The following is a 23332-nucleotide window of genomic DNA, read 5'->3' as shown; positions in this document are numbered from 1 at the left end:
ACTCCCCAGGCGCCCAGAAGACGTTGCTGTGCGCGAGCTACTTGCCGATCGCGGGAAGAACGGCGAACGGAATCAGGAAGCCGATGAAGGTCGCGACGAGGCCACCGGCGAAGATCCAGAGCTCGGCGGTGCCGAGCGAGGGCTGGAAACCGTAGCTCATGCCGATCATGCCGCCGACGACGAGAACGAGCGAGAAGAGGAAACCGATGGCGGTGACCACGCTCACCGCGCCCTGCGAGCTCTCCTCGAACAGCGCTGCGGACTCCTGCTTAGCCATGTGGCCACCCTCCTGTGTTTCCTCTCGGCCCATCAGGCCGAACTCCGGTCTTGCCCCGCGCGCGGAGCCTCTGGAATCGAGACTACCGCACTCGCCGCTCTCGCCGCTCTCGCGCGGAGGGCGACGCAGTAGAGTGGTCCCGGATCGGACCACCGGCCACGGCCCCGAAGGAGGAATTGTGCAGATCGGCAAGTACGTCACGAGCCCGGGTGTGATCGGGGCAGCCTTCGGCGCGCTCGGCACCGCCCGGAAAACGCAGTCCATGCGCCGCGACTGGCGGCGGTACATCGTGTGGGGCGTCTGGGCCGCCGGCCTCGCCCTCGCGATCGCGAGCGTCGCCATGCAGGAGCAGGACGAGAACGCCGAGCTGGAGCGCAAGGACGCGAAGCAGCACTGAGCCACGGCGCCGGCCGTTGCGGGACACGGCGAAGCCGCCCGTTCCTCGACGGCCGGCCGCGCACGCGCTATTCTGTTCAACGGTGCGTCGGGAAGTCTGGTCGACAATTCTGTTCGTCGACCCGGGAGTTCTTCTATGACCGATCCCCTCCACTCACCCAAAGCCCCGAGCATGCGGGGCCGCAGGCGCCGGATCCTGAGCCTCGTCAACAAGCGCGAGGCCGCCCGCGTCAGCCGCCTGCTCCGCGCGGAGATCGTCGGCGGCGTGCTCGTCATGGCCGCGGCGTTGCTCGGCTTCATCGCGGCCAATAGCCCGCTCGCGGACGCGTACACCGGGCTGCGCGACACCCACTTGGGCCCCTCGGCCATCGGGCTCGACCTGAGCGTGGGGCACTGGGCCTCGGACGGCCTGCTCGCCATCTTCTTCTTCATGGTCGGCCTGGAGCTCAAGCGCGAGTTCGTCTCGGGCGCGCTGCGCCGCTTCTCCACGGCGATCGTCCCGGTCGCGGCGGCCGTCGGAGGCGTCGCGGTGCCCGCGATCATCTACGCGCTCGTGAACGCCGGCACCCCAGCGGCGCACGGCTGGGCGATTCCGACCGCCACCGACATCGCCTTCGCCGTCGCGATCCTCGGCCTGATCGCGCCGCGCATCCCGCCCGCGCTGAGAATGTTCCTGCTGACGCTCGCGGTGGTGGACGACCTGATCGCGATCGGGATCATCGCGGTCTTCTACACCTCGGGGATCGAACTCCTCCCGCTCGCGCTCTCGATCCTGCCGTTCGCCCTGTACGGCTTCCTGGTGCAGCGCTTCCCCGCGTGGTTCGCGCGCTCGCCGTGGGCTCCGTGGCTGATCCTGCTGCCGATCGGGGCGACGGCGTGGGCGCTCTTCCACCTTTCCGGCATCCACGCGACGATCGCGGGGGTGATCCTCGCGTTCCTGGTTCCGGTGAGCGGGCGCGGCGGGACGCAGCTGGCCGAGACCTTCGAGCACCGCTTCCGGCCGCTCTCCACTGGCGTCGCCGTCCCGGTGTTCGCGTTCTTCGCTGCTGGCGTCGCGGTCGGCGGGGCCTCCCGGTTCCCGGCCGATCCGATCGCGATCGGCATCATGCTGGGTCTCGTCCTGGGCAAGCCGCTCGGCATCTCGATCACGACCTGGCTGCTGACCCGATTCACGCGGGCCGATCTCGACCCGGCGGTGCGGTGGCGCGAGCTGATCGGCGTCGGCGCGCTCGCGGGCGTGGGCTTCACCGTTTCGCTCCTCGTCACCGAGCTCAGCCTCACCGATCCGGCGGACGCCGACACGGCGAGGCTCGCGGTCATGGCGGGGTCGCTCATCGCCGTCGCCGTCGCCGCGGCGCTGCTGGTTCGGCCGGCTCGGGCCCGCGCCACGCGCGAATAGACGCGGCTTCACCAGGAGTTCACGCGGGCGACACGCGCGGACTCCTGGGTGATGCCGGGCCGATTTGGGCGGCATTGCTCCCGCGTGCTAACGTAGTTCTGTTGCTCACGGGCAGCGAGCACCTCTAGCTCAATTGGCAGAGCAGCTGACTCTTAATCAGCGGGTTCCGGGTTCGAGTCCCGGGGGGTGTACCGAGGAGAGAAGCCTGGCACAGTGTGAGTCACTGCGCCAGGCTTCTCCGCTTTCTGGCACGCGCTCCCCCGTAGGATGAACGGGATGACTTCCACGCCTCTCCCCAGGTCCTCTGATCTCGAGTTCGCCCTCGAACTGGCCGATCTCGCAGACTCGATCTCGCTCCCCCGTTTCCGCGCGGCAGACCTGAGAATCGACACGAAGCCCGATCGCACCTTCGTGACCGACGCCGACCAGGCGGTCGAGCGCGCGCTGCGCGAGCGCATCGAGGCCGAGTGCCCCGATGATGGGTTCTTCGGCGAGGAGACGGGCCGCGAGGATCGCGGTTCCCGGCGGTGGATCCTCGATCCGATCGACGGCACCTCGAACTATCTGCGCGGGGTCCCGAACTGGGCGACCCTGATCGCGCTGGAGGTCAACGGCGTGCCGACGCTCGGTGTCGTCTCCGCTCCCGCCTTCGGGGCGCGCTGGTGGGCCGAGCTCGGCTCCGGCGCCTGGGGGCAGAACTCGGGCGAGGAGCCTCGACGCCTGCGCGTCTCCGGGGTTTCCGACCTCGAGCACGCCTCGCTCAGCTTCCAGAGCATCGAGCAGTGGGATCTCGCGGGCTACCTGCGCCCGCTGATCGATCTCAGCCGCGCGGTCTGGCGCGATCGCGCCTACGGCGACATGTGGTCGTACATGATGCTCGCCGAGGGCTTCGTCGACATCGTCGCGGAGTTCGACGTGAAGCCGTACGATCTTGCGGCGCTCGTGCCGATCGTGCGGGAGGCCGGCGGCCGTTTCACGGACATCGCGGGCGCGGAGTCCGCGTGGAACGGCAGTTCGCTGGCCACGAACGGCGCCGTGCACGACGCGGTGCTCGGCCTCGTCGCGGATTCGCACGCGGCGCACGCCGGTGACGGCGGCGGTGCCGAAACCGGCACCGGCGCCCCGGCTGCGGCCACGGGTTCACCTGCGGCTCCGGGAGCGGCGCGGTGACCGCGCCGGAGGCTCGGCCGCGCGCCGGCGCCGGGGCGATCGCCCTGGCCGCGGTGCTCGACGTCGCACTCGTGGTGACGTTCGCCGCGATCGGGCGCGGGAGCCACGCGCGCGCGGCGACCGCTGCCGGGCTGTTCGAGACGGCCTGGCCGTTCCTCGCAGGCCTCGCCGTCGTGTGGCTCGCGGGGCGCGTCTGGCGCAACCCGTTCGCCGTCGTGTCGACGGGCATCGTGGTCTGGATCGGCACGGTCGCGCTCGGCCAGCTCTTCCGCTTGCTCTCCGGCGGCACCACCGCGACCGCCTTCATCATCGTGTCCGCGGTGACGCTCGGAGCGTTCCTCGTCGGCTGGCGCCTGATCGCGATGCTGATCCGCCGGCTACGCCGTCGCGGCGCCTGACCCCGCTACTCGGCGGCGAGCCGCTCGAGGAGCCGGGCCGCGCGGTTCGAGAAGCCCCACTCGTTGTCGTACCAGGCGACGACGCGCACGTGCGTGCCGTCGACATGGGTGAGCTCCGAGTCGAAGATCGAGGAGTGCGGGTTCCCGACGATGTCGGTCGAGACGAGCGGCTCCTCCGAGTACTCCATGACCCCGGCGAGACGGCCGTCGGCCGCTTCCCGGTAAGCCGCGAGAATCTCTTCCAGGCTCGCCTCGCGCTTCGTCACGGCGTTGAGCTCGACGATCGAGCCGACGGGCACGGGAACCCTGATCGCGTCCCCCATCAGGCGCCCGTCGAGCTGGGGCAGCACGAGGCCGATTGCCCGGGCCGCTCCCGTCGAGGTGGGGACGATGTTGAGGGCAGCGGCGCGGGCGCGACGCGGATCGTCGTGCGGAGCATCAACGAGGCGCTGGTCCTGCGTGTAGGCGTGCACCGTGGTCATGAACCCGTAGTCGATGCCCACGGCGTCGTCGAGCACCTGCGCGAGCGGCGCGAGCGCGTTGGTCGTGCATGAGGCGTTCGACACGATCCGGTGCTCGGAGGGATCGTAGCGATCGTCGTTGACCCCGACGACGATGGTCAGGTCCTCACCCTTCGACGGGGCGCTCACGAGGACGCGACCCGCCCCGGCGTCAAGGTGGGCGCTGGCCTTCTCGGCGTCCGTGAAGCGGCCCGTCGATTCGAGCACGGCGTCGACGCCGAGTTCCGCCCACGGCAGCTTCGCGGGATCGGCCTCGGCGAGGATCCGGATCCGACGGTCTCCGATGACGAGTGCGTCCCCGTCAACGGTGACCGGCCAAGGCAGTTTGCCGTAGACGCTGTCGCGGGCGAGGAGGCGTGCGAGCGTGCCGGGATCCGTGAGGTCGTTGACCGCGACCACTTCCGCGTCGCTGTCCGATTCGAGGAGCGCGCGGAGCACCCCGCGTCCGATTCGTCCGAAGCCGTTGATCGCGATCCGACCGGTCATTGCTGGGTTCCCCTCGACAGGCTGTGCGGCGCGCGAACGCGTGCCACTCCTTCCAGCATGGCCTGCTTCCCGGCCGCGCGAAAGAGGCACTTCCGGCACGATTTGTGGGGCGATCGGCTCATTTTGAGCGGTTATGCGAGGAGCTGCGCCGTGACCTCGTCCGCCCGGTCCGCACGCCCGGCCTCGCGGAGCAGCTCGATGAACTCCCCCGCGACCTCCGCGCGCGGACCGCGCAGCCGCGCGAGGGTGAACCCCTCGAAGGCCGACTCGTACGCCCACAGGGCGTCCTCGGTGTCACCCGCCTCCCGCTCGAGCCGGGCCGCGAGCCAGAAGGCGTGCGACGCATCTCCGATGAGGCCGATGCTCGCGTACTCCTGCCCAGCGGACAGGGCCTCGAACACGGCCCGAGAGCGATCGAGGCCCTCGGGCAGCGCGGACGGCTCTGCCGCGGCGATCGAGCGCGCAAGCGTGTCGCGGAGTGACGCGCGGCGCGCCACCCACTCGGCCCGCAAGCGCTCCGCGAGCTCCTCCTGCACGCCGTCTGCGGCGAACTCCCCGGTTCGTTCGAGCTCTTCGGACGTGCGGGCGAGGTGTTCGCCCGGGTCGTTCATGCGCGCGGCGGCCGGCGCCCACGCGGCAAGCACCGCGGCGATCGTCTCGGGTTCGGCCTCGCCGGCGCGCAGCTCGGGGATCGCGGCGGCGAACAGCCGCTGCGCGGACGCGTCCTCGCCCGCGAGCATCGCGCTCTGCGCGGCCTCGGCGAGCGCGACTCCCGCGCGGGCGAGCCAGCCTGCCGCCTTGAGCGACTCGGCCGCTGCGGTGTAGCTCGGGACGGCGCGAGCGTAGTCCTGGCGGCCCGCGTAGTGCTCGGCCCTGGCGAGGAGTTCGTCCGCGGTGCTCCGGCCGGGCACGATGGGCGGCGCGGTCGCGGCGTCGTGCGCCTGTCCCGGGGCCGTGCCGACGACGCTGAGCGTGGCGAACGGCGTGATCCCGTCGGTATTGGCACCGCCGCCGATCTCGATGGCGCGTTCGGGGAGCGGCTGCTCAGCGAGCGTGGCCCCGAGCGCCGCATCGACGAGCTCCGCGTAGCGGTCGTTGCCGTTTCGCGCGTCGAGGGGCCCGGCGAGCGAGCGAGCCAGCTCCAGCACGTGATCCCGGAGCTCGCCGACCGTGGCCATACCGGGATCGCGAAGACCCGTGGGCCGGTCCGCCGGCTCGATCGCCGCGGAGAGACCGGCGAGGACGCCGATCAGGAATCGGAGCTGGAAGAGGGGCGTCGAGCCGCCACGCAGGAGCTCGGCATGATCGTTGCGGAGGATCCTGAGCGCCTCGTCGATCCTGCCGCCGCGCGCGAGCGCCTCGAAGCCCTGTCCGCGCGCGGGGGCGAAGCCGCGTGCGCTGCCGTCGTCGGTGGCCATCGCCTTGCGATGCGCGTCGAGGGCGAGGTCGGGCTTGCCGTCCATGAGCGCGGCGAGCGCGAGGGCGTAGTTCGTTCGAGCGGGCTCGAGGTTGCAGGTGTCTTCCTGGGTGAGGGCGAGCTCGATCGCCTCGGGGTAGCGCCGCTCCTCCGTGAGGAAGTCGACCTGCTGGCCGATCGTGCAGGCTCTGCAGTCCTCGAAGTCGTCGCGGAGTCCGGTGATCCAGCGCAGGCGTTCGGCGTCGGCGTCCTGGCGACCGGTGTGCCAGGCCCAGCGGAACTCGGTCATGCGCACCGAGGAGAGGCCGTGGCCCGCGAGTTCGAAGCGGCGGGTCATATCGGCGAAGAATGCCTCGGCCTGCGCAGCGGTGATCTGGGGAAAATCGGGCAGGTCGCCGGCGATCCACTTGAATTCCCAGAACAGGTTGCGCTCGTCGGCGGCGTCGAAGAGTTCGGGGCTGTCGTCCCAGAGGCGCAGTAGCCTGGCGAAGACCACGAACGACTTGGATCCTTCATCGGCGAAGGTGTAGGCCTCGACGAGGTCGAGGAGCGCCGCCGCGAGCTGCGACTTCGGGCCATCCGCCTCAATCCGCCGGGTGATCGCCTCGGCAGCCGCGATGCGCGCGGTGCCGTACGGCATCCTGCGGATGTCTCCGAGCTCGCGTTCGACCGATGCACTCATCGTTCCTCCTCCGGCCGTTGCGGCCCGTCGTCGTTCCCCTGGTCGCGGTCGAGCGCCGAGCCGGTCGGGGCCCCGAGCGCCGCTCCGAGCAGCACGCCGAGCGCCCCGGAGAACGCCGTCGTCTCGGAGCCGCGCAGCCCCTCCCCCGCGAGCATCACGGCTGAGAGGTAGAGCGAGCGCAGTCCCGCCGCGAACACCTCACCCGCCGGTGCGGCGAGGAGCCGCTGCGCGACCTCGCAGTCGTCGTTCAGCACGAGCGTCCGGGTGCGCGCTGCGCGCTCCTCCGCGAAACCGTCGAGGAGCCCGCCCCAGAGGTCCGGCTGCTCGTCGCGTTCGCGGTCGAGGTCACGGCGGTGCTCACCCTCGGCGTCGCGGAGCAGGATCGCCGGAACCGAGTCCGGCGCGAAACCGCGCACGATCACGTCGCAGTCGTCCGTCTCGAGGAGATCCCTCGCTCGGGCGACCGCGTCGGCGACCTCGAGCTCGCGTGCGAGGCTCGGAACGGCGAGAATCTGCACGAGATCGGCGCTTTCGAGTTCGCGGACCCGCCAACCGCCGCGGGATCCGAGTCGCTGTAGCAGGTCGGCGTCGTAGACGTACCCGGCGTTCACGACGGCGAGCCCCTGGGCCCGGGCAACGGCGGCCACGCGGCGATAGGCCTCCGTGGTCGAGGTGTAGACGATCTCGCCCCGGGCGGCGGCCTCGGCGAGGGTCATGACGCCGTCGCTCGTCTCGAAGGGCAGCACTTCTGCGACGAGCTCGAGCATTTCCGGGTCGGTGACGGCGAGCGCGCGCAGCGCGAGGTGGTGCACCTCGATGACGCGGCGCGCGAGGCCGCTCGGGGATCTGAGCGTCTCGGTGACCCACTGCTTCATCTGTGCCCCGAGCGCATCACGGACCGTCATCAGGAGTTCATCGTCGTGGAGCTGCTCTCGCGACGCGGTGGGCGAGAGGGTTTCCGTGTCGATGACCGCGCGTGCGAAGAACGCCCAGTCCGGCAGGACACGGTCGATGCGCTGCCCGAGGAGCATGCGCTTCATGTAGACGCGGTGCTGGCCCGACCCCGGCGAGACGGCCTGCGGGAGCAGGAACGCCACCCCCGAGACTCCCGCGACGGGGAGTTCCAGGTCGATGGCCGCGATCAGGGTGAATCCGAAGGTGCGCTCGCAGTATTCGGCGAGCGCCGCACTGCGCTCCCCGCGAGAGCGGTACTCGACGCGCCACGGAAGCTCGGGCTCCGTGATGCGGCGCCAGGCCGGTTCATCGCCGTCGACGGGCACGAGAACCGAGATGTCGAACGGCAGCAGGGAGCCGTACTCCCTGGCGAGACCGAGCACGGTGTCGGCCGCGAGCCAGTGCGCAGCCTCGGCGCGCGCGATCACGCGAACGGTGGTTCCTACCGGGATCTCCTCGGCGGCACCGCCCTCGTTCGCCGCGAGTTCCGTGACCTCGAACGTGCCCTCGGCGCGGCCCTCCCACAGGATCGGTGCGGCCCCCAGCACCGCCGAGCGGGAGCGCACCTCGATGCGGTCGGCGACCATGAAGGCCGCGAGCATCCCGATCCCGAACTGGCCGATGAACTCGGCGCGGCCGAGGCCGAGCGACGGGTCTCGTTTGGAGGAGCGGCCGATCGTGGCCAGCAGCTCGGCGGCTTCGGCCGCGGTGAGCCCGACGCCCGTGTCGACGACCTCGACGAGCGCCTCCCCCGCGGGGGTCTCGCCGGTGCTGATCCTGATCGTTGCCGGAGCTTCCGGGTCCAGAGCGCGGCGTGCCGTGACGGCGTCGACGGCGTTCTGGATCAACTCGCGGACGTAGACCTGCGGGCCGGAGTAGAGGTGGCGCGACAGCAGGTCGACCATCCCGGCGAGGTCCACCTGGAACCGATCAGACATCGTGCGTCGCGTCCTCTCCCCGTACTCGGTCGGTGCCGCGGCTTAGTCCGCGGGCCTGTACTGCGCCCAGACCTCGGGGAAGGTCTCGTTGACGAGTTCGAAGAACGACATGCCGGTGTTGATGGCGCAGCGGAGGTGCTGCGAGAGCTGCTCGTCGGTGATGCCCGGCTCGTAATCGACGTTGAGCTCGGCGTTGAGACGGCCCTTGCCCTCGTCGTCGCGGCCGACGTAGACCTTCGGCCAGATCTTCTCTGAGTTCCACGTGTTGCAGAGCTCGAGTGCCCGCAGGTAGTCACTCTCCTCGAGGCGGCCGCGCCAGAAGCCGCGCACGCACAGCATCTCGTCCTGCTCGCCGTTCACGAAGAAGAAAAAGCTGCCGTACTCCCAGCCGCCACCGATGTCACCGTCGGAGTCGACGTTGTAGGACCACCCCTCGCGTTCGAGAGCGGCCTTGATGCGCTCCTTGCTGAGCGGCGCGAGACCTCCTGACGCGCCCGGCGCTGGTACGGCATCCTTCGTGAAGAAACCCATGGCGTAGTCCTTTCGCGGTGTCGGCGAGGAGACCCGTGCGGCGTCGAGGGGCCTCAGGAAGAGCCTAGCGGGATCCACTGACAGACTGCGGGCGGAGCGGGATCCCAACCGAATTTTCCCAGGTCTCCGCGCACACCGAACCGCCGTCTTCGACGGCCGATCGGAGATCTCCTCAGCGCGTGATGCGAACCCTGGTGGAGCCGCGGGGAATTGAACCCCGGTCCACTTCGACGATTCCGTGCCTTCTACGGGTGTAGTTCGTGGAGACGTTCTACTCGGCCCCGCGCGTTGTCACGAACACCTCGCGCGACGGGCCCAGCCTCAGAAAAAGTCCCCGCACGCCCTGAGACACGACGTACGAGCAAGCCTCCTAGATGACGCCAGAAATCCGGGGCGGAGGCAGACCCGGCCTGACGGACTCGGTCTCGTGCTTAGGCAGCGAGAGCGAAGTCGGTGCGCTTAGCGTTGGCACCTATGGTTTGCGAAGGGCGTTTACGAGATAACTTCGCGTCCTCGACCCGCTTCTCACAGTCTCAAATCGACGTGTCGAAACCGATCGGCCCCTGGTCTGGGGCGTTCGCATCACGCGCTGTGGAGTTGTCAAACCCGGCGAACCGGGGCGATCCCGGCCGAGCCGGGCATTTCAGTCTAGCAGCGCCCGGCCGGCCGGGCGAGTGCAGACCACACTCCCACCGCGCGGTTCGCGCAGGGCGGACGCCCGCCGGGATCACGCGGCTACTCGGCGCGCAGCGCCGCCGGGCCGATGCCGAGCGCCCACGCGGCAACGTCGCTCACGAAGTGCGCGTACGCCGGCTCGTCGAACGCCGCGGGGTTGTTCGCGTACGCGCCGAAGCCGTCGACGGCCATGAAGATGCGCACGCACGCCGCCCCGGCGTCGGCGATCGGGAACTCACCGGCGGCGATCCCCTCGGAGACGAGCGCCTCGAGCCGCGCCCGGTCGAGCGCTTCCTGCGCCTCGATCACGTCGGCGAGACGATCGTCCCGCCGCGCGAGATGCCGCGCGTTGAGCCACAGCCGAGCGAGCCCCTCGGACTCCTGCCGCTCGACGCGCCGCACGAGCGCGGCGATCCGCTCGGTCGGGGTACCGGAAGCCCCGACGAGCCGGTCCCTCTCCCCCGTCACCGCCGCGGTGAAGGCCTCGGCAACGAGCTCACCCACCGCCGGGAAATAGTGCCCGATCAGCCCCTGCCGCACGCCCAGCCGATCCGCGACGGCGCGCAGCGTGATCCGTTCGAGGCCGTCCTCGAGAGCGATCTCCGACGCGACCGACACGATCTCTGCCCGTCGCTCCGCAGCGGGCTTCCGCGTTCGTGCCGGCTCAGAACGCTCCTCCTGAGCGCTCGACCGCCCGGGCTCGATCACCTCGATCGCCTCAGTCGCCGAGGCGATTCTTCTGCCGCATCGCCCGCTCGGCCTCGCGCTTGTCCTGCCGTTCGCGCAGGGTCTGGCGCTTGTCGTACTCCTTCTTGCCGCGCGCGAGCGCGATCTCGACCTTCGCGCGGCCGTCCAGGAAGTACAGGCGCAGGGGCACGATCGTCATGCCGCCCTCGCGGGTCTTCTGATAGAGCTTGTCGATCTGCTGGCGGTGCAGCAGCAGCTTCCGCTTCCGGCGCGGCGAGTGGTTCGTCCACGAGCCGTTCAGATACTCCGGGATATAGGCGGCGTCGAGCCAGGCCTCGCCGTTCTCGATGAACACGTAGCCGTCGACGAGGGACGCCCGCCCCATTCGCAGCGACTTCACCTCGCTGCCCGTGAGCACCATCCCGGCCTCGTAGGTGTCGAGGATCAGGTATTCGTGACGCGCCTTCTTGTTCGAGGCGATCAGCTTCTCGCCGGTCTCCTTGGGCATGGTCACTCCTCTCCTCTCGAATCCGGAACTCGGACTCGGACACGCGCATGCCGGACCCGGAACGACCGGATCCCCGCGCCGAGACCTGATGTCTGCCGGCGCGAGGATCCAGTCTATCGAGCGTCCGGAGGCGTCACACGCGCAGGTAGCGCGTGATCGCGATCTTCGCGGCGATCGCCGACAGGATCACTCCGACGCCGATCAGAATCGGCGGTACGATCAGCGATTGCTCAACCGTGATGTAGCTCGTGAACGGGACCTCGCTGACGAGGAAGCCCTGCACGAAGAACTTCACGATCGAAACCGAGGCGACGCTCGCGAGCACGGCTCCGATGAGGGCAGCGATGATGCCCTCCAATATGAACGGCGTTTGGATGAACCGGTTCGAGGCGCCGACGAGGCGCATGATGCCGATCTCCCTCCGCCTGGAGTACGCGGAGAGCCGGATCGTGGTCGAGATCAGGAGCATCGCGGCGACGAGCATGAGCCCCGCGATCGCGATCGCCGTGTAGCTCGCGACGCCGAGGAACAGGAAGATCCGGTCGAGCAGGCTGCGCTGATCGGACACGCTCTGCACCCCGGGGATCCCCGAGAAGGTCTCCTTGATGATGTCCGAGCGCGACGGGTCCTTGAGCTTGATCCAGAAGGTCTGGTTCAGCTGCTCGGGCTTCGTGATGTCCACGATCGGGTTGCCCTTGAACTGCTTCGTGAACTCCGTGTAGGCCTGATCGTGATCGACGAAGAAGAAGTCGTCGATGTAGGGCTTCAGGGTGTCGGATCCGAGCGCCGCCTTCACGGCCTCGATCTCCTTCTCTCCCGCGTCCTTCCCCGCGCACGTCGCGCTCTTGTCGAAGTCGGTGCAGAGGTACACCGCCACCTGGGCGCGGTCGTACCAGAACGTCTTCATCTGCTGCACCTGCAGCTGCATGAGGATCGCTGCTCCCACGAAGGTGAGCGAGACGAACGTCACGAGGATCACCGAGATGACCACCGACAGATTCCTGCGGAGGCCGTTCCAGACCTCGCCGAGTACCAGTCCAACTCTCATCGTGCCGGCCCCACATCCGTCTCATCGTCCTTGCCGCGCAGCCCGAGGTGCTCGGCCAGGCTTCCCGTCTCCGACATCTTCACCGGGTCGATGTTCCGATCCGGGTCGAGGAACGTGGGAATCTTGCGGGCGTTGGGCCCGCCGGCCGCGATGGTCTCGTCGAGATCGTCGATGTCGGCGTCGTCCTCTCCGAACGGATGCGGCTCCTCGTACACGGAGGCCGCCCGCTCCCCCGCTCGCGGCTGCTGCTGCTGCGCGGCAGGAGCCTGCTCGGGCAGCGCAGCGGGATACTCGTCGGCGGGAGCCATCTCGGACGCGAGCTGCGCGTCGGCGAGGTCGCCGTCGCCCTCCTCGCCCTCCTGGCGTGCGCCCTGGCCGATCATGTCGGGCGAGAGCGCTGCACGCACCACGGCCTCCGTGGTGCGCAGCACCTGGATTCCCTCCTCCGAGAGATCCGCAACCGGGATCGACGCCGTCTCGCCGTAGCCGCCGCCGACCTCGTCGCGGACGATGACGCCCTGCGAGAGCTCGACGACGCGCTGCTGCATGATGTCAACGAACGCCGCCTCGTGCGTGGCCATCACGACCGTGGTGCCCGAGGCGTTGATGGCGCGGAGCAGCTGCATGATGCCGAGGCTCGTCGCCGGGTCGAGGTTGCCCGTCGGCTCGTCGGCCAGCAGAATCGCCGGCTTGTTGACGATCGCGCGCGCGATCGCGACGCGCTGCTGCTCGCCGCCGGAGAGCTCGTGGGGGAAGCGCTTGCCCTTGTTCGCGAGGCCCACCATTTCGAGCGTGTCGGGGACGGCCTCCTGGATGAAGCCGCGCGACTTCCCGATCACCTGCAGGGTGAACGCGACGTTGTCGTACACGGTCTTATTCGTGAGCAGGCGGAAGTCCTGGAACACGGTTCCCAGGTTGCGACGGAAATAGGGGACCTTGCGCGAGGAGATCTTGCTGAGGTCCTGCCCCAGGACGTGGATCTTGCCCGTGCTCGGCTGATCCTCGCGGAGGATCAACCGCAGGCAACTGGACTTCCCTGAACCGGAGGCACCGACGATGAAGACGAACTCGCCGCGATCGATATTGAGGTCGATCGATTCGAGCGCGGGTCTCGCCGTGCCCCGGTATTTCTTGGTGACGTTCTCGAAGAGGATCATGACGACTCAGACAATACGCGCCGGGGGGCCCGCAAACGTTGAGGCGCGCTGAGTCTTCGGGGTTTCTCGATCCTCCCAGGAAACGCTTAGTCGTCCTTGCTGAGCGAGCGCCAGCGGATTCCCGCGGCGATGAAGCCGTCGAGATCGCCGTCGAACACGGCGTCCGGCTGCGAGGACTCGTGGCCCGTGCGGAGGTCTTTCACGAGCTGCTGACCGTACAGGAAATACGACCTGATCTGGTCTCCCCAGCTCGCCGTGATGGAGCCGGCGAGCTCCTTCTTCTTCGCGGCTTCCTCTTCGCGCTGGAGCAGGAGGAGCCGGGTCTGCAGCACGCGCATGGCCGCTGCGCGGTTCTGGATCTGCGACTTCTCGTTCTGCATCGACACGACGATCCCCGTGGGGATGTGCGTGAGGCGAACGGCCGAGTCGGTCGTGTTGACCGACTGGCCGCCGGGGCCCGAGGAGCGGTAGACGTCGACGCGGATATCGGTCTCGGGGATCTCCACCTCCGTCGCCTCCTCGAGGAGCGGGATCACCTCGACCCCGGCGAAGCTCGTCTGCCGCTTGTCCGCGGAGCCGAAGGGGCTGATCCGGGCGAGGCGGTGCGTGCCGGCCTCGACGGAGAGCGTGCCGAAGGCGTAGGGCGCGTCCACCTCGAACGTCGCCGACTTGATGCCGGCGCCCTCCGCGTAGGAGGTGTCCATCATCTTCGTCGAGTATCCGCGATGCTCGGCCCACCGCAGGTACATGCGGAGCAGCATCTCCGCGAAGTCGGTGGCGTCGTCGCCGCCGGCGCCCGAGCGGATCGTGACGACGGCCGAGCGCTCGTCGTACTCCCCCGACAGCATGGTCTGGACTTCGAGGTCCTGCACGAGCGACTCGAGGGAGGCGAGCTCGGCCTCGGCCTCGGCCGCGGACTCCTCGTCCTCCATTTCGAGGGCGAGCTCCAGGAGCACGTCGAGGTCATCGAGCCGGGACTCGACGCCGCGCAGGCGCTTCACACGGGCCTGGCGGTGCGAGAGCCCGCTCGTGACCTTCTGCGCGGCCTCGGGATCGTCCCACAGGTTCGGCGCGACGGCCTGCTCCTCGAGCTCCGCGATCTCGCGATCGAGCCGCGGAAGGTCGGAGACTGCGGCGATGTCGGCGTAGCTGGCGCGCACGGCTTTGATGCGGGCGTTGAGATCGAGGTCGAGCATGATCCCCGATTCTATCGCCTGCGAGGGTCGCGGCGCGGAAGCCCCCTCCGGAAGCGCCGCTCGCGGTACTAGACGAGCCCCGCGCCCGGGAGCGATCCCCCCGATCCGGCCTCTGATCTGGAGGTCCAGGACTCCGCGAGCGTGCCGATCGCCGCGACGAGCTCGTCCTCCTGCGCGGTGAACGGCAGCCGCACGAAGCGCTCGAACACGCCGGGCGCGCCGAACCGCGGCCCCGGGGCGAGCCGGACGCCGCGGCGAGCGCTCTCCCGGCAGAGCGCGGAACTCCTGGGCTCTCCGAGGTCGACCCAGAGACTGACCCCGCCCTCGGCGTCGGGCGAACGCCAGCCGGGAAGGTGCGCGGCGAGCTGCTCGCGAAGCACGCGGTGGCGGGCCGTGAGCTGCGTGCTGCGCTCCGTCAGGATCTCGTCGTATCGCTCGAGCGCGCGCAGCGCGAGCACCTGCTCCCAGGCACCCGTTCCGAGATCGCCGGTTCGCCTGGACGCCTCGAAGCGCTCGATCAGGGCCGTCGAGGCGCGAATCCAGCCGATCCGCAGCCCGCCCCACACGGTCTTGCCGAGCGAGCCGACCGTGACGACGGCGTCCGCGTGCCACGTGCCCTCGGCGGCCGCCGCGAACGGGCGCACGGAACGCGCGCCCCCGAGGGTGAGCTCCGCGGTCGTCTCGTCGGCGATCACGAGCGAGCCGCGCTCCGCGAACGCGGCGATTAGGGCGGCCCGATCGGCCTCGGGAATGCTCTCCCCCGTCGGATTGTGATGGTCGGGGATCAGGTACGCGAGCCGCGGGCTCACCCGCCTCACGGTGTCGAGACGCGCGGCGGCCGCGCCTTCCCCGACGGGGACCTCGGCGATGAGCGCGCCCGTCGCGGCGAGCGCCTCGCGGGCGTGGGGATAGCTCGGGGCCTCGATGAGGCTGCGGTCGCCCCTCCCGAGGATCGTCCGCGCGATCAGGAAGATCGCGTGCTGGGCGCCGAGGGTGACCATGATCTGCTCTGGCGAGGTCGGCAGGCCACGCGCCGCGTAGCGCGCGGCGATCTCCGCGCGCAGATCGGGCCGGCCGATCGTGTCGTAGCCGCGCTGCGCGAACACCTCGGGGTGGCCGGCGAGGGCGAGCGCGCCGAGCTCGGGCAGGCCGCCCCACGGCTCAGGGCACGCAACGGTCAGGTCGATCGCTCCCCCGGCGCCGGGTTCCTCGGTTCCGGAGGGTCCAGCGGGCCGGGCGCGCACGACGGTTCCCGAGCCCTGGCGCGACAGGGCGACGCGCGCCTCGCGCAAGCGCCGGTACCCGGCGCTCACGGTCGTGCGGCTCACGCCCAGCGCCTCCGCGAGCTGGCGCTCGGCGGGAAGCACGGTGCCCGGCTGGATCGCCCCGTCCCTGACCAGCAACGCAATCGACCCGCTGAGCTCCTCGTATCCGACGCCTCCGTCGCGCCAGTCGCCGAGCAGTTCGACGAGGCGGCGCGCGCCGAGGCGCTGGCTGATAACTCCCGAGGCGACCATGAGGCCACTATATGTTGATTGGCATCTTGTCTACAGGTCCAATATCGAATGGACTGGAGCCATGCTCCTCCGCCTCACCCGCCTGATCCCCGGCCTGCTGCTCTACGGCGTCGCCGATGCGTTCATGATCCGCGCCGTGATCGGCGTCGACCCCTGGACCGTCCTCGCGCAGGGCGTCTCGCTCCGGACCGGCATCGGGATCGGCCTGCTCACGAACCTCATCGGGTTCCTCGTGCTGCTGCTCTGGATCCCCCTGCGCCAGCGCCCGGGCCTCGGCACGATCCTGAACATCCTGCTCGTCGGCCCCGGCATCGAACTCGGCCTGTTCCTCATCCCCGTAACCCAGGTGCTGTGGCTCCGGATCGGCTACTTCGTCATCGGGCTCGTGCTCCTCGCCGTCGCGAGCGGCATCTACATCGGCGCGAAGCTCGGTCCCGGGCCCCGCGACGGCCTCATGACCGGCATCAACGCCCGCTACGGCGTGCCCATCTGGGCGGCGCGCGGGGCCGTCGAGCTCACGGTCCTCGTCGTCGGCTGGCTCCTCGGCGGTAACGTCGGCATCGGCACCATTGCCTTCGCGCTGCTCATCGGGCCGCTCTGCAACATCACGCTGCCCCTCCTCGATCCCGCCGCGCGTCGCGCGAGGGGCCGAGAAGGGGCAGCGAAGGGGAAGGCCGAGAGCGGAGCCGCTAGCGCAGTTCCTCGCCCACCTCTTCCGGAATCTTGTTGAAGCCCGTCACCGGCTGGATCTCGTCGAAGCCGGCGACCTTCTTCCGGAATCCCTTCGTCAGGAAGACCAGGTAGATGAAGCCGAGGACGGTCCAGATGACGCCGCCGATCAGGGCGTCGAGGTGCAGGTTCACCCACAGCACGCCCGTCATCAGGGTGCCGATCGTGGGCAGGACGATGTAGTGGAAGATGTCCTTCGGGGTCTTCCTGCGGCCCTGACGGATCGCGAACCAGGCGATCACCGACAGGTTCACGAAGGTGAAGGCGATCAGCGCGCCGTAGTTGATGAACGCGGCGATCATCTCGAGTGTGAACGCGATCGCGAGCAGGCAGATCGCGCCGGTCAGGACGATGTTGAAGGTCGGGGTGTGCGTCTTCGGGTTGATGTAGCCGAACACCTTCTTCGGGAGGACGTTGTTGCGGCCCATCACGAGCAGCATGCGCGACACCGAAGCGTGCGAGGCGAGACCCGAGGCGAGCGTCGCCGCGAAGCCCGCGGCCGTGAGCACCGCCTTCAGCCAATCGCCACCCACGGCCTCGCCGATGAGCGGCAGCGTCGAGTCCTCGATGTACTGCATGTCGCCGCCCGGGGCGAACTCGTTCCAATCGGGGAAGCGCAGCTGGGTGAAGTAGCCGGCGACCAGGAAGATGCCACCGCCGAGGAGCACCGTGTAGAGGATCGCCTTCGGCATGATCTTCGGGGTCTTCGCCTCCTCCGCGTACATCGTGACGGCGTCGAAGCCGATGAACGAGAAGCAGACGATCGTGGCACCCGTGAGCACGGCACCCATCGTGACGCCGTCGTGCAGGAACGGCTGCATCGACACGACACCGCCGACGCCGGCGCCGCCCGAGAGCTGCACCCACACCATGACCACGAACACCGCCATGACGAGGATCGAGAACACGAGCAGGATCATGTTCGCGTTCGAGGTGCCGCGCATCGTGATGTAGATGATCGTCGTCACGGCGACGCAGTAGACGACGACCCAGATCCAGCCAGGAACCGACGGGAAGAACGCTTCGAGGTAGCTCCGGATGATGAGGCAGTTCACCATCGGCAGCAGCATGTAGTCGATGAGCGAGGTCCAGCCGACCATGAAGCCAGCGTTCGGGTGCATCGACTCGCGCACGTAGGTGTACGCCGAGCCGGCGCTCGGGATCGCCCCGGACATCTTGCCGTAACTGATCGCCGTGAACACCATGACCACGAGCGCCACGAGGTACGCGAGCGGGACCACGTTGTTCGTGTCGCGGCCGACCATGCCGAAGGTGTCGAACACGACCGTCGGCGTCATGTAGCCGAGGCCCAGGCCGACGATGGCCCAGAGCCCCAGGCTCCGCTTGAGGGTTCCGCGCTGCTTGGCGGCCGTCCCGGAATTCGACATTGATTCTCCTCAACAGGCTGCATTCGCGTTCCGGGGAGAATTGCGCCCCTTCGCGCCGTGAATGAGATGGGTGTGCAACCCACAACAGCAACCATCATGCACCCCATGAGCGCCCCGCTCAAAGTGAACACCGCGCCAAACCCCCCGAGAATCCCGATTCCCGCAGATCCTGCGTGTTTCGAGGCGAATCGGCCACGATGTTCACGGGAACGCAAGAAACCGCTCGGATTCGGGACGTAATCCGAAGCCGAGCGGTTTCTTGCCGAGGCGGCGCGCCGCTACTGCCTGGCGAGCCGCTTCTTCTTGTTGATGTTCACCATCTGGACGATGATCACGAGGAGCAGTGCGCCGACGAACACGATCGACGCGAGCACGTTCGCCTGCGCGGGAACACCCTTGAGTGCCGACACGTAGATGAACTTCGGGAACGTGGTCGCCGTGCCGGCGTTGAAATTCGTGATGATGAAGTCATCGAACGACAGCGCGAAGCTCAGCAGCGCCGCACCGATGATGCCCGGCATGAGCATCGGCAGCGTGACCCGCCAGAACACCTGGCCCGGCGAGGCGTACAGGTCACGCCCCGCCTCCTCGATCGCGGGATCGAGCGAGGCGACGCGCGCCTTCACCGCGACGACCACGTAGGAGATGCAGAACATCGTGTGCGCCAGGATGATCGTGCCGATCCCCTTCTCCACGCCCGCGAGCAGGAACTGCGCGGCCAGACCGGCGCCCAGCACGACCTCCGGGGTCGCCATCGGCGTGAAGAGGAGCAGCGAGACGGTCGAGCGGAACTTGAAGCGGTACCGCACGAGGGCGATCGCGATCAGGGTGCCGAGCGTCGTCGCGACGACCGTCGCCACCGCGCCGACGAGGAGGCTGTTCCCGAACGCGGTGCAGACCTGCGGCGCGCCACACGGGTTCTGCCAGTTGTCGAGGGTGAACCCCCGCCAGATGATGTTGTTGCGCCCGGCGTCGTTGAACGAGAACACGATGACGTGCGCGATCGGCAGCAGCAGGTAGATGAGCGCAATCGCCGCCACCACCGGCACGAACGCCTTTCCGAGTGAGAAGTTCTTCACAGCAGATCCTCCGCCCCGCTCTTGCGCACGTATGTGGCCACGATGATCAGAATGATGCCCATCAGGATGATCGATAGCGCCGCGGCCATCGGATAGTTCTGCGTCTGCAGGAAGTTCGACTCGATGACGTTGCCGACCATCGTCGTCGACGTCCCGCCCAGGAACTCGCGAGACGCGTTCACGTAGTCGCCCGACATCGGGATGAAGCTCAGCAGCGTGCCCGAGACGATGCCCGGCATCGACAGGGGCAGCGTGACCCTGCGGAAGGTCGTCACCGGCGACGCGTACAGATCCGATCCCGCCTCGAGCAGCCGCAGATCGAGCGCCTGGAGCGACGAGAACATGGGCAGCACCATGAAGGGGATGAAGTTGTAGACGAGGCCGAAGATGACCGAGAAGTGCGTGCCGACGAAATCGCTCGGCAGAATCGACTTCCACGCCAGCGTCCGCAGCAGGAAGCTGATGAAGAACGGCGCGACCACGAGGATCAGCAGGATCCCCTGCAGCATCGGCTTCGACCGCACCTTCACGCCGATCAGATACGCCAGCGGGTAGCTGATGAGGAGGCCAATGATCGTCGCGACGACGGCGTAGATGAAGGAGCGCAGCAGGTGCGGCCAGTACTCCTGAAGCGCCGCCCAGTAGTTCGAGAACTCGAGGGCCGGCACGTACTGACCGATCCCTCCGCTCGCGTCGGGCGCCTGGAGCGAGGTGATCGCCAGCTGGATGAACGGGGCGACGAAGAAGAGCAGCATGTAGGCGATGCCCGGTGCCAGGAGCACCAGGGCGACCCAGCCGTTCTTCCGCGGCGCCTGCTCGACAACTTTCGTGTTGCCGGAGAACGCGGTGAATGCCATGTCGTCTCCTTATTCGGCGAGCGCGGCCCGGGTCGCGATCGCCTGCGTCGAGAGTTCGGAGGACAGCGCCCCCGTCTCGAGTCGGTCATCGGAGAGTCCGAACGTGTGCTCGACGAGCCAGCTCAGCCACACCTCGTCGCCGAGCGCGGCGCCGGGTCCGGCCTGAAGGTTCTGCGCGAACACCTGCACGGGACCGGCGCCCGGCACCTCGACCGTGTACTGGGTACTCACGCCGATGAAGGAGACGTCGGTGATGCGGCCGGGGCCGATCACGTTCGTTTCGGCAGTGTTCGCCGGCACCTCCCGCGACAGGGTGAGCTTCTCAGGGCGCACGCCCACCGTGATGTCGCCGCTCGTCCGCTCCGAACGGGCGCGGGGAACGGAGATCCTCGTGCCCTCGAAGTCCGTGTGGATGACCTGGTCGGTCTCGCCGGTGACGCGCACGGAGAACAGGTTGGACTGCCCCAGGAAGTTCGCAACGAACACCGTCTTCGGGAGCTCATACAGCTCCTCGGGGGCGCCCATCTGCTCGATCCGGCCCTTGTTCATGACCGCGACCGTATCGGCCATCGTCATGGCCTCTTCCTGGTCGTGGGTCACGTGGAGGAAGGTCAGACCGACCTCCTGCTGGATCTGCTTGAGCTCCTGCTGCATCTGGCGGCGGAGCTTGAGATCGAGCGCACCGAGCGGCTCATCGAGCAGCAGCAGCGCCGGGCGGTTCACGACCGCGCGCGCGAGCGCGACGCGCTGCTGCTGGCCGCCCGAGAGCTGTGCGGGCTTCCGGTCAGCGACGTGATCGAGTTCCACGAGCCTGAGCGCATCGTGCGCCTTCGCCACGGGATCGCCGATCCTGCGCCGCCGCAGCCCGAACGCGACGTTCTCGAGGACCGTCATGTGCGGGAACAGCGCGTAGGACTGGAATACCGTGTTGACCTGGCGCTTGTGCGGCTTGAGCGCGCTCACGTCCGTGCCGCCGATGAGAATCTGTCCCGCGGTCGGGTCCTCGAGCCCCGCGACGAGCCGAAGGGTCGTGGTCTTGCCGCAGCCCGAGGGGCCGAGGAGCGCGAAGAACGAGCCGGCCGGGATTGAGAGATCGAGGTGTTCGATCGCGGTGAAACCCGGGAACCGCTTGTGAATGCCGACCAGCTGGAGGTCGGCGCCTGCCGAGGCGAAATCGCCGTGTGCTGCCATGAGTTAGAGCCCCAAAACGTTCTGGAATGCGGTCGAGTACTTCTTGTCTTCCTCGGCCGTGAGTGTGCGGAAGGAGTGGAGACGCTTCCAGTCCTCGTCGGTCGGGAAGATCAACGGGTTCTTCGCGTTCTCCGGGTTGATCTTCTCCATCGCCTGCTGCGTGCCCTTCACCGGCGGGATGAAGGTCGCGTAGTCGGCGACCTTGGCCATGACCTCGGGATCGTAGTAGTAGTCGATCATCTCCTCGACCCGCTTCTTTGCCGCGGCTGAGGTGCCGTTCGGGACCGTGAACGAGTCCGCGGCGATCATGCCGCCCGACTCGGGGATCTCGAGCGTCCACTGGTTGCCGTTCTCGGCGTTCAGCATCACGACGTCGCCGGTCCACGCCATCGCGGCGAGCGCGTCGCCCGCGATCAGGTCCTGCGTGTAACTGTTGCCCTTGACGTTGCCGATCTGGCCGCTCTTGAGCGCGTCGTCGAGCCACTTGAGCGCCTCGTCGAACTCCTTGTCGCCCCACTTCCCCGAGGGATCGTGGCCGAGGCCCGCGAGCACCATGCCCATCGTGTCGCGCATCTCGCTCAGCACGACGACCTTGCCCTTGAGCTCGGGGCGCAGGAAGTCGTCGAGCGTCTTGATGCCCTGGGGAACGGCCTTCGTGTTCCACACCCAGCCGGAGGCCGGCAGCTGCCACGGGATCGTGAGCTTGCGGCCGGGGTCGACGTCGAGTGCGTCCCACTGCGTGTCGACGAGGTTGGCCTTCACGTTCGCGAGATTGCCGTAGTCGAACTCCTGGATCTGCTCCGCCTCGATCAGCCGCGCGTTCATCCAGTCGGTGAGCGTGATGACGTCGTAGCCCGTGTACTGGCCGAGCTTCAGCTGATCCTTGATCTTGCCGTAGAAGGTGTTGTTGTCGTCGATGTCCTCGATGTACTCGACCTTGTAGCCCGACTGCTTCATGAATTCCTCGAGCGAGGGGAAGGTCTGGGTCTTGTCATCGAAGTCGAGATAGTAGGTCCAGTTCCCCCAGACCACGCCGTCGCCGCTCTGGGCGCCGCCGCCCCCTCCCCCGCCACCGGCGCAGGCGGCGAGACCGAGCGCACCTGCGCTCGCGGCGCCGAGCCCCACGCCGCGCAGCAGTTGCCGCCGGTTGAGCTGGGCGCCACGGATCATCGCGACGATATTTCTGACGATCGGATCTTCGGGCATCGGTCGGGCCATGAGAGTTCTCCCTTGAGTCTCTGACATCGTGCTGCATGGGTCACCGGCCGGATCGCAAACGGCTCCGCTGCCGGTGGTGACTCCGAGGATGGCATACCCCGTGGAGGGTGTCCAAGCCAAAAGGTCAATGTGATTGATTTTTATCGGAAAGGTTATGTTTCGGTGATGTTTGCCACGGAAAAACAGGGCTTGATCACGGAGAACGACCCGATTCCTGTGCGGCGTTCTCTCTGGTGCCGCGCGCTTCGCCCCACTATGGTGGGCCTGGATCGGTCCGCAATTCCCGAGCGCCGCACCCCGGGGGAACCGCGTCGACCAGTGAGCGCTCCGACGCGCCACAGCGCCGTTACTTGCCACCTCTAAATTGAGGTTATTCGCAGAATCGCCATGGCTTTTCTTCGGATTCCTTTGCCTTTTCCGCAATTCACTGCCAGAATCGGTGGCGTGAGCACCAAACGCACGTCGCAGGCGCTCGACTCCACGTCGAAAGCGATCATCGAGCAACTCCAGCGCGATGGCCGTCGATCGTACGCGGAGATCGGCAAGGCGGTCGGCCTCAGCGAGGCCGCCGTGCGTCAGCGCGTGCAAAAGCTCACGGATGCTGGCGTCATGCAGATTGTTGCTGTGACGGACCCGATGCGGCTCGGCTTCAGCCGACAAGCAATGCTCGGCATCCGCGTATCCGGAGACACCAGGGTCGTCGCCGATCGTCTCGCCGAAATGCCGGAGGCAAGCTACGTCGTGCTCAGCGCGGGCTCCTTCGACATCATCGTCGAGATCGTCTGCGAGGACGACGAAGGGCTCATCGAACTGCTCAACGAGAAGATCCGCAAGATCGACGGCGTGGCATCGACCGAGAGCTTCGTCTACCTCCAACTCACCAAACAGAAATACGACTGGGGAACACGATAAC

General features: G+C 68.2%; 22 protein-coding genes, 1 tRNA gene and 1 other RNA gene. 7 read left to right on the top strand and 17 right to left on the bottom strand.

Features of this window, described 5'->3' with window-relative positions:
- Window positions 1–37: 37 nt before the first annotated feature.
- Window positions 38–277, bottom strand: a complete 240-nt coding sequence (locus JD292_RS02025; RefSeq protein ID WP_200131071.1) for a hypothetical protein — start codon at window positions 275–277, stop codon at window positions 38–40.
- Between the two features lie 178 nt (window positions 278–455).
- Here JD292_RS02025 and JD292_RS02020 point away from each other — a divergent pair, with 178 nt between their 5' ends.
- The 5 genes from JD292_RS02020 to JD292_RS02000 all read left to right on the top strand — a co-directional run bounded on the left by JD292_RS02020 (window position 456) and on the right by JD292_RS02000 (window position 3640).
- Window positions 456–674, top strand: coding sequence for a hypothetical protein (locus JD292_RS02020; protein ID WP_200131070.1), 219 nt, complete (start codon window positions 456–458; stop codon window positions 672–674).
- Between the two features lie 135 nt (window positions 675–809).
- On the top strand, window positions 810–2072 hold the full coding sequence (nhaA, locus tag JD292_RS02015; protein WP_200131069.1) for a Na+/H+ antiporter NhaA: 1263 nt from the start codon (window positions 810–812) through the stop codon (window positions 2070–2072).
- Window positions 2073–2190: 118 nt separating this feature from the next.
- Window positions 2191–2263, top strand: a tRNA-Lys gene (locus JD292_RS02010).
- A gap of 85 nt (window positions 2264–2348) precedes the next feature.
- Complete coding sequence (locus tag JD292_RS02005) at window positions 2349–3242, top strand: inositol monophosphatase family protein (protein WP_200131068.1); 894 nt, start codon at window positions 2349–2351, stop codon at window positions 3240–3242.
- Complete coding sequence (locus JD292_RS02000; protein ID WP_200131067.1) at window positions 3239–3640, top strand: DUF3054 domain-containing protein; 402 nt, start codon at window positions 3239–3241, stop codon at window positions 3638–3640. The genes JD292_RS02005 and JD292_RS02000 overlap by 4 nt, the downstream gene beginning before the upstream one ends.
- 5 nt (window positions 3641–3645) lie before the next feature.
- Here JD292_RS02000 and gap read toward each other — a convergent pair whose 3' ends face one another.
- The 11 genes from gap to yczR all read right to left on the bottom strand — a co-directional run bounded on the left by gap (window position 3646) and on the right by yczR (window position 15957).
- Window positions 3646–4647 carry a type I glyceraldehyde-3-phosphate dehydrogenase gene (gene gap, locus JD292_RS01995; RefSeq protein WP_200131066.1) on the bottom strand — a complete coding sequence of 334 codons (1002 nt, stop codon included), beginning with the start codon at window positions 4645–4647 and terminating at the stop codon, window positions 3646–3648.
- A 131-nt stretch (window positions 4648–4778) separates the two neighbouring features.
- Entirely contained in the window at window positions 4779–6746 is a 1968-nt protein-coding gene (locus JD292_RS01990) for a hypothetical protein (protein WP_200131065.1), read from the bottom strand.
- Window positions 6743–8638 (bottom strand): HSP90 family protein, encoded by a 1896-nt coding sequence (locus JD292_RS01985; protein ID WP_200131064.1) that lies wholly within the window; start codon window positions 8636–8638, stop codon window positions 6743–6745. The genes JD292_RS01990 and JD292_RS01985 overlap by 4 nt, the downstream gene beginning before the upstream one ends.
- A gap of 42 nt (window positions 8639–8680) precedes the next feature.
- Complete coding sequence (locus tag JD292_RS01980) at window positions 8681–9169, bottom strand: type III secretion system chaperone family protein (protein ID WP_200131063.1); 489 nt, start codon at window positions 9167–9169, stop codon at window positions 8681–8683.
- 192 nt (window positions 9170–9361) lie between these two features.
- Window positions 9362–9733: a transfer-messenger RNA gene (ssrA, locus tag JD292_RS01975) on the bottom strand.
- A gap of 171 nt (window positions 9734–9904) precedes the next feature.
- Entirely contained in the window at window positions 9905–10552 is a 648-nt protein-coding gene (locus JD292_RS01970) for a TetR/AcrR family transcriptional regulator (protein ID WP_369411107.1), read from the bottom strand.
- 10 nt (window positions 10553–10562) lie between these two features.
- Complete coding sequence (gene smpB / locus JD292_RS01965) at window positions 10563–11039, bottom strand: SsrA-binding protein SmpB (protein ID WP_200131062.1); 477 nt, start codon at window positions 11037–11039, stop codon at window positions 10563–10565.
- Window positions 11040–11172: 133 nt separating this feature from the next.
- Window positions 11173–12087, bottom strand: coding sequence for a permease-like cell division protein FtsX (ftsX, locus tag JD292_RS01960; RefSeq protein ID WP_200131061.1), 915 nt, complete (start codon window positions 12085–12087; stop codon window positions 11173–11175).
- Window positions 12084–13244 carry a cell division ATP-binding protein FtsE gene (ftsE, locus tag JD292_RS01955; RefSeq protein WP_200131060.1) on the bottom strand — a complete coding sequence of 387 codons (1161 nt, stop codon included), beginning with the start codon at window positions 13242–13244 and terminating at the stop codon, window positions 12084–12086. Before ftsE ends, ftsX begins: the two co-directional genes overlap by 4 nt.
- Window positions 13245–13330: 86 nt before the next feature.
- The gene (gene prfB, locus JD292_RS01950) at window positions 13331–14440 is read right to left on the bottom strand and encodes a peptide chain release factor 2 (RefSeq protein WP_200131059.1); all 1110 of its coding nucleotides are present in this window, start codon (window positions 14438–14440) and stop codon (window positions 13331–13333) included.
- A 68-nt stretch (window positions 14441–14508) separates the two neighbouring features.
- A complete protein-coding gene (gene yczR / locus JD292_RS01945; protein ID WP_200131058.1) occupies window positions 14509–15957 on the bottom strand; it encodes a MocR-like transcription factor YczR in 1449 nt (482 codons plus the stop codon).
- Between the two features lie 61 nt (window positions 15958–16018).
- Here yczR and yczE point away from each other — a divergent pair, with 61 nt between their 5' ends.
- Window positions 16019–16687: a membrane protein YczE gene (gene yczE, locus JD292_RS01940; protein ID WP_233613231.1), complete on the top strand. Its 669-nt coding sequence runs from the start codon at window positions 16019–16021 to the stop codon at window positions 16685–16687.
- Here yczE and JD292_RS01935 read toward each other — a convergent pair.
- The 5 genes from JD292_RS01935 to JD292_RS01915 form a co-directional block, all read right to left on the bottom strand.
- A complete protein-coding gene (locus JD292_RS01935) occupies window positions 16647–18074 on the bottom strand; it encodes an APC family permease (RefSeq protein WP_200131057.1) in 1428 nt (475 codons plus the stop codon). The genes yczE and JD292_RS01935 overlap by 41 nt on opposite strands.
- A 278-nt stretch (window positions 18075–18352) precedes the next feature.
- Window positions 18353–19153, bottom strand: a complete 801-nt coding sequence (locus tag JD292_RS01930) for an ABC transporter permease (protein WP_200131056.1) — start codon at window positions 19151–19153, stop codon at window positions 18353–18355.
- Window positions 19150–20010, bottom strand: coding sequence for an ABC transporter permease (locus JD292_RS01925; protein WP_200131055.1), 861 nt, complete (start codon window positions 20008–20010; stop codon window positions 19150–19152). The genes JD292_RS01930 and JD292_RS01925 overlap by 4 nt, the downstream gene beginning before the upstream one ends.
- A gap of 9 nt (window positions 20011–20019) precedes the next feature.
- Entirely contained in the window at window positions 20020–21201 is a 1182-nt protein-coding gene (locus JD292_RS01920; protein ID WP_200131054.1) for an ABC transporter ATP-binding protein, read from the bottom strand.
- A 3-nt stretch (window positions 21202–21204) separates the two neighbouring features.
- Entirely contained in the window at window positions 21205–22419 is a 1215-nt protein-coding gene (locus tag JD292_RS01915) for an ABC transporter substrate-binding protein (RefSeq protein ID WP_200131053.1), read from the bottom strand.
- A gap of 444 nt (window positions 22420–22863) precedes the next feature.
- Here JD292_RS01915 and JD292_RS01910 point away from each other — a divergent pair, with 444 nt between their 5' ends.
- Window positions 22864–23331, top strand: a complete 468-nt coding sequence (locus tag JD292_RS01910) for an Lrp/AsnC family transcriptional regulator (RefSeq protein ID WP_200131052.1) — start codon at window positions 22864–22866, stop codon at window positions 23329–23331.
- Window position 23332: the final 1 nt, after the last annotated feature.

Source organism: Leucobacter edaphi (assembly GCF_016522535.1).
Taxonomy (GTDB): Bacteria; Actinomycetota; Actinomycetes; order Actinomycetales; family Microbacteriaceae; genus Leucobacter; species Leucobacter edaphi.
Note: the sequence above shows the minus strand (reverse complement) of the source record. Positions and strands in the feature narration are given on the sequence as shown.

Coding starts and splice junctions, on each gene's coding strand:
- JD292_RS01980 (WP_200131063.1), bottom strand. CDS start 9,169: ATGGGTTTCTTCACGAAGGATGCCGTACCAGCGCCGGGCGCGTCAGGA.
- prfB (WP_200131059.1), bottom strand. CDS start 14,440: ATGCTCGACCTCGATCTCAACGCCCGCATCAAAGCCGTGCGCGCCAGC.
- JD292_RS02025 (WP_200131071.1), bottom strand. CDS start 277: ATGGCTAAGCAGGAGTCCGCAGCGCTGTTCGAGGAGAGCTCGCAGGGC.
- yczR (WP_200131058.1), bottom strand. CDS start 15,957: ATGGTCGCCTCGGGAGTTATCAGCCAGCGCCTCGGCGCGCGCCGCCTC.
- JD292_RS01935 (WP_200131057.1), bottom strand. CDS start 18,074: ATGTCGAATTCCGGGACGGCCGCCAAGCAGCGCGGAACCCTCAAGCGG.
- JD292_RS01985 (WP_200131064.1), bottom strand. CDS start 8,638: ATGTCTGATCGGTTCCAGGTGGACCTCGCCGGGATGGTCGACCTGCTG.
- JD292_RS02005 (WP_200131068.1), top strand. CDS start 2,349: ATGACTTCCACGCCTCTCCCCAGGTCCTCTGATCTCGAGTTCGCCCTC.
- JD292_RS01925 (WP_200131055.1), bottom strand. CDS start 20,010: ATGGCATTCACCGCGTTCTCCGGCAACACGAAAGTTGTCGAGCAGGCG.
- JD292_RS01915 (WP_200131053.1), bottom strand. CDS start 22,419: ATGGCCCGACCGATGCCCGAAGATCCGATCGTCAGAAATATCGTCGCG.
- JD292_RS01920 (WP_200131054.1), bottom strand. CDS start 21,201: ATGGCAGCACACGGCGATTTCGCCTCGGCAGGCGCCGACCTCCAGCTG.
- yczE (WP_233613231.1), top strand. CDS start 16,019: ATGCTCCTCCGCCTCACCCGCCTGATCCCCGGCCTGCTGCTCTACGGC.
- JD292_RS01990 (WP_200131065.1), bottom strand. CDS start 6,746: ATGAGTGCATCGGTCGAACGCGAGCTCGGAGACATCCGCAGGATGCCG.
- smpB (WP_200131062.1), bottom strand. CDS start 11,039: ATGCCCAAGGAGACCGGCGAGAAGCTGATCGCCTCGAACAAGAAGGCG.
- ftsX (WP_200131061.1), bottom strand. CDS start 12,087: ATGAGAGTTGGACTGGTACTCGGCGAGGTCTGGAACGGCCTCCGCAGG.
- ftsE (WP_200131060.1), bottom strand. CDS start 13,244: ATGATCCTCTTCGAGAACGTCACCAAGAAATACCGGGGCACGGCGAGA.
- nhaA (WP_200131069.1), top strand. CDS start 810: ATGACCGATCCCCTCCACTCACCCAAAGCCCCGAGCATGCGGGGCCGC.
- gap (WP_200131066.1), bottom strand. CDS start 4,647: ATGACCGGTCGGATCGCGATCAACGGCTTCGGACGAATCGGACGCGGG.